This is a genomic window from Streptomyces sp. NPDC057137 (genome assembly GCF_042670825.1).
Lineage (GTDB): Bacteria > Actinomycetota > Actinomycetes > Streptomycetales > Streptomycetaceae > Streptomyces.
The window spans coordinates 1-12,726 of the sequence record NZ_JBHUUW010000007.1 but is presented as its reverse complement, the minus strand read 5'-3'; the positions used below and the strand labels follow the sequence as shown (position 1 = coordinate 12,726).

Genomic DNA, 12,726 nt, shown 5'->3' with positions numbered 1-12,726 from the left:
ACGGGCCCGGCGACGGTGCCGGGCCCGCCCAGGCGCGCCGAACGGCCTTGCTCAGGAGGGTTTCTGACATGGTGTGCGGTTCTTCTCCGGGTGCAGCGCGAGCCCCAGTTCCACGATGAGATGAGCCAGGTCCGCCTCGTGGCCGTGCGCCGCGATGTGCCCGTCCGGCCTGATCAGGTAGAAGCCCGCCGCCGCGCAGCCGGTGGCCCGGACGGTGTCGTGCGGCAGCAGCCGCAGCCGCCGGACCTGGGGCCAGCGGGCGGTGACCCGTTCGACCAGCCTCGGCAGATCGCTGTAGGGGGAGCCGGGCAGTACCGCGACGGTCCAGCCGGCCGGCCGCGGCCCCGGCCCGGAGATGCCGTAGGCCACCGCGAGTTCGCGCGGGAACACCATGCCGGGACGCAGCCGCCCGGGGAGCCGTCCCAGCGTCCGGCAGCGGGTACGCCCGGACGGCGACTGCGTGGCACGCCGCGGCGTGTAGCCGACCCGCCGGCCCGCCATCACCGGGAAGACCAGGCCGGGCACGGCGCCGGTGCGGGCCGCCGCGCGGAACGCCGCGTCGCGCACCGTGATCCTGGTTCGGCCGTCCGCCATCCAGGCCCGGGTCTGGCGTGCGGTGTCGGCCACGATCCGGTCGGTGGCCTCGGCGCGCTCGGTGGTGTAGTCGGCGAGCAGCGAGGAGGGGGATTCGCCGTGCACCACGGCGGCGAGTTTCCAGGCCAGCTGGTAGCCGTCCTGGAGGCCGTTGTTCATGCCCTGGCCGCCTGCCGGGCTGTGCACATGGGCGCTGTCGCCGGCCAGGAAGACCCTGCCGCGCTGGTAGTCCGCCGCAGTGCGCGCGTGGACCCGGTAGACGGTCTGCCAGCGCGGCTCGGTGATGGTGACGCCGCCGGGGCCGCGTTCGTCCAGCAGCTTCTGCATCATCGGGACGGTCACGGCGGGTTCGGGCCCCTGCCCGTCGTAAGGCAGGACGGCGAGGATGCGGAACACCTGGTCGGGCAGCGGCGCGATCATCAGGGTGCCGGACGGGGCCTGGTAGTACAGCAGTTCACCGGGGGGCAGCGGTCCTTCGACCTCGGTGTCGATCAGGGCGAACGACAGCGGGTACGTACTGCCCTGGAAGCCGATCCCCAGCGCGCCGCGCACGGTGCTCGCGGCGCCGTCGGCTCCGACGACGAAGCGCGCGCGGACGCGCCGTACACCCGTGTCGCCGCACTCCAGGACGGCCGTCACGCCGTCGGTGGCGTCGATACGGCCGCTGAAGTCCACGTCGTCCAGGTTGAGCAGCCGGGTGCCGTGCTCGACCTTGCCGCCGAGCGCGTGCAGCCGTTCCGTGAGCAGCCGCTCGGTCGTGTACTGCGGCAGATGCAGCGGTCGCAGCGGGCCGGGGACGGCGAAGGTGGCGAGCGGCTGCCCGCCGGAGAAGTAGCTGAAGCCGGTGATGGGGATGGCGCTGTCGCGCACCGCCTCGCCGATCCCGAGGTCGGCCAGCAGGTCGAGGGCGCGCGGCCACAGCGCCAGTGCCTTGGGGACGGTGGAGGGGGACGCCGCCCGGTCGATCAGGCGGACGGTCACGCCTCGCCGCAGTAGCTCACAGGCGGTGAAGAGGCCGGTGGGGCCTGCTCCGACGATCAGTACGTCGACACCGTCGGGCCCCGGCTCCGCCGATTCCATCGCCTTCGTCGCGTCGCTCATCCGGCGTGCTCCAGCCGCTCGCGGAGCCTGCGCGCCAGTTCGATGCGCTGCACCTTCATCGTCGCCGTACGGGGCAGTTCGGACAGGGGGAGCTGGACCGGGTCGGCGAGGGCGGGGAAGTCGACGACCGCCGTGCGCCAGCGGGCGAGGTCGAGCGGCACGTTCCCCTTCGTGCACACCACCGGCAGTGGCTCCTGGTCGGGACCCGGGATCAGCACCAGTTCCAGCAGCTCGTCCAGTCGGCCGAGCAGGGTGTCCTCCACCTCAAGTGTCGAGTCGACGTTCGGGATGACGTCCACCGCGCGGTCCAGGACATGTACCCGCCCCAGCCGGTCGCGGTAGCCGACGTCTCCCGTACGCCACCACTCGCCGCTCAGCTCCTCCTGGTAACGCGCCTCCTCCGCGTAGTAGTTCACGGCGCGTCCGTCGGTGAGCACCTCGATGAAGCCGGGGGTGGACTTCGACGGGCGGTGCCCATCGCGCGGCACGACCCGTACGTGCGTCATACCCGGCAGCGGATATCCGAGGCAGCGGCCGTTCGCCTTGTGCGCGTTCTTCTGGGTGTACCAGCGAGCCACGAGCGGCCCGCACTCGCTCTGCCCGTAGAACTGGAAGAACAGCGGCTTCCGCCGCTGGGACGCCGACAGCAGCCGGTGGATGGTCGGCGGGTGAATCGCGTCGAAGGTCCCGCTGAAATATTTGACGTTGGCCAGCGGGCGTAGTGGGTGATTGGCCAACTCCTCCCATTCCACGAATGAGTTGGGGTGTGTCTCGATGATTCCCGGGCGGGTCCGGGCGAACAGCGGCCCGACCTTCTCCGGCTCGCCGTGCTCGATGACCACTATCGGCATCCCGTGCTCCAGCATCACCGCCAGCGCCATGTACATCCGGGAGTGGACGAACGAGACGTGCACGGCGTACGTCTCCCGGCGGCGGATGAGCCGGACGAGACGTTCCTGGGGGCGGTAACGGCCGCGCAGCGACAGAGCCGTGTGGACGACGAGCTTCGGGACGCCCGTGGTGCCCGAGGTGTGGGTCATCAGCGCGGGGTGGTTCCCGTCCAGCATGACCGGCGCGCGGCGCGGTGAGCCCGCCAGTCCGGCCAGTGACACCGCACCCGGTACGTCGCCGCCCGGCACGATGACCGTGCTGGTGGTCCCGGCCGTGTCGATGCCGGACAACTCGTCGGCGAGCTTGCCCGCGTCGGTGATCAGATGGGGCCGCTCCAGCCGGGCCAGCAGCGCGGCGACGGTCGTGCCGTCGAGCGCGGGCGACAGCAGGGCCGGTACGGCGCCGAGGCGTGAGGCGGCGCAGGCCAGTACGTAGATGTCGAAGTTGTGCGACTTGTAGAGCGCGACGTGCTCACCGGCGCGCACTCCGGCCACCCACAGCCGGGCCGCCATGTCGTCCACCAGATCTGCCAGTTCGGCGGTGGTCAGCTCCCGGCCCGCCTCGGGCGCGGCGTCCATGTCGTGGTCCAGCGTGAGGGGCGTACCCGGGTGCCTGGCAGCCGCCTCCTCGGGCACCGTACCCAGCCGGAGAGGGCTTCTGCTGGCGGGGAGATGAAGCATCATGACGCCTCCTGAAGAGGGGGGAGCGGGGCGGTGAGACGCTGCCGCAGCAGCAGCGCTTCCTGTTCGGAGAGGGTGATGGCGAAGGAGTGCCGCAGCAGGTCGACGGCCTCGTCGGCGGTCAGCTCGGTGTGCTCGGTGCGGCCGTCGGGGTGCTGTGTCACCAACGTCCGGTCCACGAGCGTCCGCTGGGCCCGGGTCGTACCGTGCATCGCGATGACCTTGCCGGTGAACGTGGAACGTTCGTGGTGGGCCGTGAAGTAGTTGGACACGTCGAAGTCGACCTGGAAATGGCGCTCGACGCGGAAGGCGTACAGGTCGAACCAGTCCTCGCCGCGCAGCGAACGGAGTACGAACTGGTCGCCGTCCGTGCCCAGTTGCCAGTTCCAGGCCGCCACCCGGCTCCGGGCGCCGGGCTCGAAGGCGATCGGCTCGACCAGCCCCCGGGCGCCGAAGCCGACATCGGCCAGCCAGCGGTCCTCGCCGACGGTGACGATCAGCGCCGTATGGGCCCGGTACCGGGTCTGGTCCGTACCGAGGCGCACCCGGGCCAGCATGCGCGACACAGTGAATCCGAGCCGCTCCAGTACCACGGCGAACAGCAGATTCTGCTCGAAGCAGTAACCGCCTCTGCCGCGCTCCACCAGTTTGTCCTGAAGGTCTTCGACATCCAGTGAGACACCGCGCTCCAGTGCCACGTCGATGTTCTCGAACGTGATGGATTCCCGGTGCGCGCGATGCAGCGCGAACAGGGCGTCGGCGGTGGCCGTGCGCGGGCCCGTATATCCGACGCGCCGCAGATAGGCGCCCAGGTCCAGGAGTTCCCCGCCCCATTGGGGGTCGCCTTCCCGAACGGGATTCGTCGACTGCGGCAGCACGCTTTTCTCTGTGGCCATGCGCCGGATCCTTGAACGGCGCCGGACCAGCGGCAATTGACGGAGCGGCACTCCGTCAGGTCGTGGCCTGAACCTGACGGACTTCCCCGCCACCTGACGGAGTGTGCGAAGAGCCGTTGGTCGTCCCGGGTGGGTGGACACAGGATCGCCCAGCGCCTCAAGGCGCCCCGCCGGCCCGGGATGTCCGCACCTCCCTCAAGGGCCGAACCCGAGCAAGGAGCGCTGTCGCGATGACCATCGGCGCCTCACCGGCCCCTGCCCCTTCCGTGTCCGTCCCCACCGCGTCGGCCACCGGTCCCGTCGTCCGTACCCGGGCCGGACGTATCGTCGGCACCGGCGAGGAGCACCACGGACGCACCCTGTCCGTCTTCCGCGGTGTGCCCTACGCCCGGCCGCCCGTGGGAGCGCTGCGCTTCAGGGCCCCGCGCCCGGTCGAGCCGTGGAACGGGGTGCGTGACGCCACCCGGTTCGGGCCCGCCTTCCTGCAGTCGGGCGTGCCGGGCAGCGCGGAGAACGCGCTGTACGCGAACGTGTGGACACCGGACCCGTCGGGGAGCCGACCGGTGCTGGTGTACATCCACGGCGGCGGCTGGCAGGTGGGGGCGGGCAGCGTGCCGACCTTCGACGGCGCCAAGCCGGCGGCGATGGGCGACCTGGTGGTCGTCAACTTCAACTACCGGCTGGGTGTCTTCGGCTGGGGCCTGCACGAGGACCTCGCCGACCCCGACACCGGTGACCAGGCCAACTGGGGCCTCCTCGACCAGGTGGCGCTGCTGCACTGGGTACGGGCCAACGCCGCGGCGTTCGGCGGCGACCCGGACGCCATCACGCTCTGCGGTACCTCGGCGGGCGGTGCGACCGCCCGCGTGCTGGCGGGGCTGCCCGAACTGCGCGGGACCGTGCGGCGGCTCGTCGCCATCAGCGCCGCGCACGCGTGGGCGCCCGCCTCCTCCCTCACCCCCGCCGACGCCCGGACGGTCTACGCGCGTCTCGCCGAGCGGTTCGGCACCACGGTCGCCGGTCTGCGCGCGCTGCCCGCGGCCGAACTGCACGCCGCCTGGCTGCGGTTCTTCGGCGGTGCGCCCGCCGACCGCCCCGTCTCCAGCGGGCGCGAGTACCGCGGGCCGGTGCGCGACGGGCGTACGGTGACCGGCTTCGCCCACGAACTGCCGTTGCCCGACATCCCCACCATGGTCGTCCACAACAGCACCGAAGGCTCCTTCTTCACCGACCCCCTGTCCCCCTCCTTCCCGCCCGCGCCGCCCGCGCCCACCGACGGCGCCGGACTGCGGGCCGCCGTGCGGGACGTCCTGCTCAAGTGCACCCCACAGGTGCCCGCCTCGCTCGCCGACGCGTGCGTCGCCGCCTACCGGGAGGCGGCGGAGGCCGACGGACTGCCGGCCGACCCGCGCACGCTGTGGACCGAGATCTGGGGCGACGCGCTCTTCCGCCATCAGATCGTGCGGCAGGCCGAGCGGCACGCGCGCGAGGGCCGGGCACCCCAGTACGTGATGGAGTTCGCGCACCCCGTACGGCCACCGCACTACGGCACCCCGCACGACGCCACGTCGAAGTTCCTGTTCGGCAGTCACGGACACCCGCTGAACATCGGACAGTTCGGTGACGGGCCGCTGGAGCGGCGGATCTCCGACACCTTCGTCGACCTGGTGTCCTCCTTCGCGCACGGCTCGGCGCCCAGCTCCGCGCACGCGCCCGAGTGGCCCGTCTTCGACACCGGCCGGCCCAGCACGCTCGTCGTCGGTGGACCCGGCGTGGCGACCGTCACCACCACCCCCAAGCTCCGCCAGCTCCAGTTCTGGGACGACATCCACTGGGTCCCGCGCGCCTGAGCGCGCGGCCCCGCAACCGCACACATGTCTCAGCCCGTGGCCCCGCGCCGCCGACACCGACGAGGGAGAATCAAGTGGACGACGTTCCGCGCGACATCCGGTCCCGTGTGGCTCTGCAACAGCCGCGGTGGGACGACGAGGCTCTGCTGCGCCGGGTCAGGGACGACCTCGCAGGCCGTCCCGCCGTGGTCACGGCGGCCGATGTGCGCATCCTGCGCGCCCATCTGTCGCAGGTCGCGACCGGGCACGCACAGGTGATCCAGGCCGGTGACTGCGCCGAGGACCCGGCCGAATGCAGCCGTGGCTATGTCGTGCGCAAGTCCGCCGTGCTCGACCTGCTGGCGAGCGCGATGAAGATGGCGTCGCACAAACCCGTCGTACGGGTGGGGCGCATCGCGGGACAGTTCGCCAAGCCGCGCTCCAAGCCGACCGAACGGGTCGGCGGCGGTGAACTTCCCGTGTACCGGGGCCATATGATCAACGGTCCCGAGCCCGATCCGGAGAGCCGCCGCGCCGATCCGCGCCGCATGCTGCTCTGCTACCAGGCCGCGCGCGACGCGGTGAACAACCTCGACTGGTATCTGCCCGCCGAGCGGACCCGTATCGAATCCCCCGTGTGGACCAGCCACGAGGCGCTGGTCCTGGACTACGAACTTCCCCTGCTGCGCCGCGACCCGGCCGGCCAGCTGCTGCTCACCTCCACGCACTGGCCGTGGATCGGCGAGCGCACCCGGCAGCCCGACGGAGCCCATGTCGCCCTGCTCTCCCGGGTGATCAACCCGGTCGCCTGCAAGGTCGGGCCGTCCATGACCTCGCAGGAGCTGCTGCGGCTGTGCGACGTCCTGGACCCCGGACGGCGCGGCGGGAGACTCACGCTCATCGCGCGCATGGGTGACCGGTTCGTCGACGAGCGGCTGCCGGGGCTGGTCGCCGCCGTCCGCGCCGCCGGTCACCCGGTGATCTGGCTCAGCGACCCCATGCACGGCAACACCGTCACCGCCGGGCCCGACGGGCTCAAGACCCGTTACGTGGAGACCATCCAGCGCGAACTGCTCGGCTTCCAGGCCGCGGTGCGCGCCGGGGGCGGCGCCGTCGGCGGCGTTCATCTGGAGACCACTCCCGACGAGGTGACCGAGTGCGCCCACAACGAGGCGGCCAACGGTTCGGTCGGCGACAAGTACACAACGTTCTGCGACCCGCGGCTCACTCCGCGCCAGGCGGTCGACGTGCTGTCCGTCTGGACGGGCTGAAGGAGGCAAGTCATGCACCACACCACTGACCTGGATCGCGTCACCGACGCGGACCTGACGACCGACAAGGGCACCGCGATCGTGACCGGGGCGGCGGGCGGCATCGGCGCCGAGGTGGCGCGGGTACTGGCCGGCCGCGGCATCGCCGTCGCGGCCGTCGACAACAACGCCGAACGACTCGTGGAGGCGGTGGAGAAGCTGGTCGCCGACGGGCTGCCCGTGACGGCCTGCCCCGCCGACGTCTCCAGTGCGCCGTCCGCCGACGCCGTGGTGGAACGGGTCGAACGGGAGCTGGGCCCCGTGGAGTTCCTCGTCAACGCGGCCGGGGTGCTGCGGCTCGGCGAGGTCGGTTCCTACCGCACCGACGACTGGCTCGCCACCTTCGCCGTCAACACCACCGGGGTCTTCCTCATGTCTCAGGCCGTGGTGCGGCGGATGAAGGCGCGCCGGCGCGGCTCCATCGTCACGGTCGCCTCCAACGCGGCCGGCACTCCACGTACCGAGATGGCGGCCTACGCGGCGTCCAAGGCGGCCGCGACGATGTTCACCAAGAGTCTCGGCCTGGAGGTCGCGCGCTACGGCATCCGTTGCAACATCGTGGCGCCGGGCTCCACCGACACCACCATGCTCAGCTCCATGTGGACGGACGAGTCCGGGCGGCAGGGCACGATCGACGGCCGGCTGGAGACGTTCCGCGTCGGCATCCCGCTGGGCAAGCTCGCCCTCCCGGCCGACGTCGCCGCCGCCGTGGACTTCCTGCTGTCCGAGCGCGCCTCGCACATCAGCCTGCACGAACTGACCGTGGACGGCGGCGCGGGGCTCGGCGTCTAGGGGGTGTCCTGCCGATCTCCGGCCCACGAAGACCCGCCGGGCACCCCCGGGTCCAGGCAGACCACCGCACGACGTGGACGACGAAGTCGAGGAGACGACTCGGATGAGATTCACACCCGGCATACCCGCCATCGAGCCCTACGCCATGCCGACACCGGACGAGCTGCCCGTCAACGCCGCCCGCTGGATGCCCGACCCGCGCCGCGCGGTGCTGCTCCTGCACGACATGCAGCGCTACTTCCTGCGCCCCCTGCCCGCCGACGCGGCCCGCGCCGATCTCGTACGCAACGCGGCCCGGCTGCGCGCCCACTGTGCCGAGCTGGGCGTGCCCGTCGCGTACACCGCGCAGCCCGGCTCCATGACCGAGGAACAGCGCGGCCTGCTCAAGGACTTCTGGGGACCCGGCATGCGCGCGGACCGGGCCGACCGGCAGGTGGTGGACGAGGTCGCGCCGGCGGAGGGCGACTGGCTGCTCACCAAGTGGCGCTACAGCGCCTTCCACCACTCGGGGCTGCTGGGCAGGATGCGCGAGGAGGGCCGCGACCAGCTGATCATCTGCGGGGTGTACGCGCACGTCGGCGTCCTGATGACGGCGGTGGAGGCGTTCACCCACGACATCCGGACCTTCCTCGCCGCCGACGCCGTCGCCGACTTCACCCGCGAGCACCACCTGCTGGCACTGAACTACGCGGCGGGCCGGTGCGCGGTCGTCGCCGACACCGACACCCTCATCGACGAACTGGACCAGGTGGGCCGTACGGGCGCGCACACCGGACACGGCGCTTCGTCCGACGGCAGATGGGCCGTGATATGAGCGAGGATCTGCTCGACGACGTACTGAATCAACGGCTGCCCGCCTACGCGCTGCTGCACCGGGCCGAGGCGGCCCCGGGCAGGCTGGACGTGCTGACCGGGGATCTCAGCACACCCGACGTGCTGGCCCAACTGCCCCTGTCCACCGAGACGGTCACCGGCACGGCGGGCCCCGGTCCGCGGCACGAGGTGCTGACCCTCATCCCCTACCGGCAGCTCGCCGAGCGCGGCTTCACCGCCGCCGACGACGGCGCCCCGCTGCTCGCCATGAGCATCACCCGGCAGGAGACCACCGACCTCGGGGCGGCGCTCGCGCGCTTCCCCGACGAACCGATCAGCCTCGCGAACGGCCACTTCGACGTACCCGACGACGCGTACGCCGACATCGTCCGCAAGGTCGTCGCCGACGAGATAGGCCAGGGCGCGGGCGCCAACTTCGTCATCAAACGCTCGTTCGTGGCCGAGATCGGCGGCTACAGCCCGCGCCACGCCCTCGTGCTCTTCCGCCGCCTGCTGGAGAGCGAGTCGGGCGCGTACTGGACCTTCCTCGTGCACACCGGCGACCGCACCTTCGTCGGCGCCACCCCCGAGCGGCACGTCAGCCTGGCCGACGGCACCGCCGTCATGAACCCCATCAGCGGCACCTACCGGTATCCACCGGGCGGGCCGACGCTGACGGGCGTGCTCAACTTCCTCGCCGACCGCAAGGAGACCGACGAGCTGTACATGGTCGTGGACGAGGAGCTCAAGATGATGGCGCGCATCTGCGCGAACGGCGGGCGGGTGGTCGGCCCCCGGCTCAAGGAGATGGCACGGCTCGCGCACACCGAGTACCTCATCACCGGGCGCAGCGACCGCGACCCGCGCGAGATCCTGCGCGAGACGCTGTTCGCCCCCACGGTCACCGGCAGTCCACTGGAGAGCGCCTGCCGCGTCATCGAGCAGTACGAACCTGGCGGCCGCGGCTACTACAGCGGGGTCATCGGGCTCATCGGCCGCGACGAACACGGCGCGCGCGCCCTCGACTCGGCCATCCTCATCCGGACCGCCGACATCGACGCCGGTGGACGTCTGCGGATCGGGGTGGGCGCCACCCTGGTCCGCCACTCCGACCCGGAGGCGGAGGTCGCCGAGACCAGCGTCAAGGCCGAGGGACTGCTCTCGGCCCTGCGGGCCGTCACACCCGGGCACTTCGACGCGCATCCGCGGGTGCGTGCGGTGCTGGAGCGGCGCAACGACCACCTCGCCGACTTCTGGCTGCACGACGCCGGGCGACGCGCCGCGCCCCGGCCCCGGGCCGATACGGTGCCGACGGGCCGGAAGGTGCTCATGGTGGACGCGGAGGACACCTTCACCGCGATGATGGCGCATCAACTGCGGTCGTTGAAGCTCGATGTGACGGTCCGTCGCTTCGACGAGCCGTACGACGTCGACACGTACGACGCGGTGGTCCTGGGGCCCGGCCCCGGCGACCCGCGCGACTCCTCCGATCCGCGCATCGTCCACATCCGCGCGGCCGTCGCCCGACTCCTGGCCGAACGGCGGCCGTTCGTCGCCGTCTGTCTCAGCCACCAGCTGCTCAGCCTGCGCCTCGGCCTCGATCTCGTACGCAGGCCGAGCCCCAACCAGGGGGTGCAGCGGCGCATCAGCCTCTTCGGCGAGGAGGAGCGGGTCGGCTTCTACAACACCTTCGCCGCCCGCTCCACGCAGGACAAGGTGGACATCGAGGGGGTCGGCACCGTGGAGGTCTGCCGCGACCCGCACGAGGACGAGGTGCACGCGCTGCGCGGACCCCACTTCGCCTCGATCCAGTTCCACGCCGAATCGGTCCTCACCGAGAACGGCCCGCGCATCTTCGGGTCCATGCTCGGCGGCCTGCTCTGAGCGGCCGGCACCCACCCCGCACCACGTCTGAAGTCCGTTACCGAAGAGGAAAACCACCTCGGGGAGCTGACCACCGATGACCACCGCCCACATAGTCACCCCGGACCGGCAGGACACCACCACCGTGCGTACCCTGCCGCAGATGCTGCGGCTGCGCGGCCGGGAGGATCCCGACGGCACCGCCTTCGTCTTCCTGGCGAGCGGCGAGGAGCCGGGCGACACCACGACCTACGGAGAGCTGGACGAAGCCGCCGCCCGCAGGGGTGCCGTACTGGCCGCCGCGGGACTCGACGGCGCCTCGGCACTGCTGCTGTACCCCGCCGGGCTGGAGTTCGTCCGCGCGCTGCTCGGCTGCATGTACGCGGGGGTCGCCGCCGCGCCCGTCCAGGTACCCACCCGGGAGCGCGGGCTCGAACGGCTGCGCAGGACGGCCGACGACGCGGGTGCCGTGACCGTGCTGACCACCGCCGAGGTCCGTGACGACCTGCTGGCCCGGTTCGGGGACTCGCCGTATCTGGCCGGCCTGACCCTGCTCGCCACGGACGACCTGCCCGACGCCCCGCCCGCGGACTGGCCCGAGCGCGCCCTCGATCCGGGCACCACCGCGCTGCTCCAGTACACCTCGGGCTCCACCGGCGACCCCAAGGGAGTGGTCGTCACCCACGCCAACTTCATCAGCAACGTCGCGGAGACCGAGGCTCTGTGGCCCACGGACCCCGACGGTGTGTTCGTCTCCTGGCTGCCGCACTTCCACGACATGGGGATGCTGTTCGGCGCCGTCATGCCGCTGTGGTCGGGCCGCCCCGCGTATCTGATGGCGCCCGACGCCTTCATCCGCCGTCCGCTGCGCTGGCTGGAGGCGATCTCCCGGTTCCGCGGCACCCACTCCGCCGCGCCGAGCTTCGCGTACGAGATGTGCTTACGCGATGCGCGGAAGAAGGGGGCGACCGACGGCCTCGACCTGTCCTCGTGGCGCGTCGCGGTCAACGGCGCCGAGCCGGTGCGCTGGCCGGTCATCGAGTCCTTCACCCGCACCTTCGCCCCGGTCGGTTTCCGGGACCGGGCGATGTGCCCCGGCTACGGGCTGGCCGAGAACACGCTCAAGGCCACCGGCAGCCGGCAGGACCGGCCGCCGACCGTGCTGTGGGTCGACCCCGAGGCGCTGCGCGACGACCGGGTCACGATCCTCGACGCCGCCGGCGGGCAGGCTCTGCCGCTGGTGGGCGTCGGGGCCGCCGCCGGTCGGACCACGATCCGCGTCGTGGACCCGGGGACCGGCGTCGCGCAGGACGGCGGCCGGGTCGGCGAGATCTGGATCAGCGGCCCGTGCGTTGCCGGGGGTTACTACCACCGGGCGCGCGAGACCGGGGAGACCTTCGCCGCCCGGATCGCGGGCGAGGAATCGGCCGGCGCGTTTCTGCGTACGGGGGACCTGGGCTTCTGGCACGACGGCGAACTGTTCATCACCGGCCGTCTCAAGGACGTCATCATCCGCAAGGGCCGCAACTTCTACCCGCAGGACATCGAGCTGTCCGTGGAGCGCACCGACGAGGGGCTGCACCCCAACTGCTCGGCCGCGTTCTCCGTGGACGACGGCACCACGGAACGGCTGGTGGTCGTCGTCGAGGCCGACGGCAGGGTGCTGCGCGACACGGACGTGCCGACGCTCTGCCGGCGCGTCAGCGAGGCGGTGCACGACGGTCAGCGGCTGCATGTGGACGACGTGGTCGTCGTACGGCGCGGGTCGCTGCCCAAGACGTCGAGCGGCAAGGTCCAGCGCAGGGCCTGCCGGCTGCGGTATCTGGAGGGCTCGCTCAGCCTGGCCGCGGGGAGGGCCGGGTGAGCGGGCCGGGGTCCGGCCGGGACGTCGAACCGCCCTGATCCGCCCGCCCGTAGTGAAAACCGCTGTCGCCGCCCACCTGACCAGGTGGGCGGC

The 12,726-nt window shown here is 71.9% G+C and carries 9 protein-coding genes; 6 read left to right on the top strand and 3 right to left on the bottom strand.

Going from position 1 to position 12,726, the window contains the following annotated elements:
• Positions 1–51 precede the first annotated feature (51 nt).
• From ACFT9I_RS08275 to ACFT9I_RS08265, 3 genes are read right to left on the bottom strand one after another with little or no spacing between them, the layout of a single operon-like run.
• Complete coding sequence (locus tag ACFT9I_RS08275) at positions 52–1,695, bottom strand: FAD-dependent monooxygenase (RefSeq protein ID WP_382562000.1); 1,644 nt, start codon at positions 1,693–1,695, stop codon at positions 52–54.
• The gene (locus ACFT9I_RS08270; protein WP_382561998.1) at positions 1,692–3,269 is read right to left on the bottom strand and encodes a class I adenylate-forming enzyme family protein; all 1,578 of its coding nucleotides are present in this window, start codon (positions 3,267–3,269) and stop codon (positions 1,692–1,694) included. The genes ACFT9I_RS08275 and ACFT9I_RS08270 overlap by 4 nt, the downstream gene beginning before the upstream one ends.
• Positions 3,266–4,162, bottom strand: coding sequence for an arylamine N-acetyltransferase (locus ACFT9I_RS08265; protein ID WP_382561997.1), 897 nt, complete (start codon positions 4,160–4,162; stop codon positions 3,266–3,268). Before ACFT9I_RS08265 ends, ACFT9I_RS08270 begins: the two co-directional genes overlap by 4 nt.
• 230 nt (positions 4,163–4,392) lie before the next feature.
• On the opposite strand from ACFT9I_RS08265, the gene ACFT9I_RS08260 reads away from it, so the two are divergent.
• The 6 genes from ACFT9I_RS08260 to ACFT9I_RS08235 all read left to right on the top strand — a co-directional run bounded on the left by ACFT9I_RS08260 (position 4,393) and on the right by ACFT9I_RS08235 (position 12,633).
• Positions 4,393–6,012 carry a carboxylesterase/lipase family protein gene (locus ACFT9I_RS08260; RefSeq protein ID WP_382561995.1) on the top strand — a complete coding sequence of 540 codons (1,620 nt, stop codon included), beginning with the start codon at positions 4,393–4,395 and terminating at the stop codon, positions 6,010–6,012.
• 74 nt (positions 6,013–6,086) lie between these two features.
• On the top strand, positions 6,087–7,262 hold the full coding sequence (locus ACFT9I_RS08255) for a 3-deoxy-7-phosphoheptulonate synthase (protein ID WP_382561994.1): 1,176 nt from the start codon (positions 6,087–6,089) through the stop codon (positions 7,260–7,262).
• A gap of 12 nt (positions 7,263–7,274) precedes the next feature.
• Positions 7,275–8,093 (top strand): 2,3-dihydro-2,3-dihydroxybenzoate dehydrogenase, encoded by an 819-nt coding sequence (locus ACFT9I_RS08250; protein ID WP_382561992.1) that lies wholly within the window; start codon positions 7,275–7,277, stop codon positions 8,091–8,093.
• A gap of 103 nt (positions 8,094–8,196) precedes the next feature.
• Positions 8,197–8,907, top strand: coding sequence for an isochorismatase family protein (locus ACFT9I_RS08245; RefSeq protein ID WP_382561990.1), 711 nt, complete (start codon positions 8,197–8,199; stop codon positions 8,905–8,907).
• Positions 8,904–10,790 carry an anthranilate synthase family protein gene (locus ACFT9I_RS08240; protein WP_382561988.1) on the top strand — a complete coding sequence of 629 codons (1,887 nt, stop codon included), beginning with the start codon at positions 8,904–8,906 and terminating at the stop codon, positions 10,788–10,790. The genes ACFT9I_RS08245 and ACFT9I_RS08240 overlap by 4 nt, the downstream gene beginning before the upstream one ends.
• 76 nt (positions 10,791–10,866) lie before the next feature.
• Positions 10,867–12,633 (top strand): fatty acyl-AMP ligase, encoded by a 1,767-nt coding sequence (locus ACFT9I_RS08235; protein WP_382561986.1) that lies wholly within the window; start codon positions 10,867–10,869, stop codon positions 12,631–12,633.
• Positions 12,634–12,726: the final 93 nt, after the last annotated feature.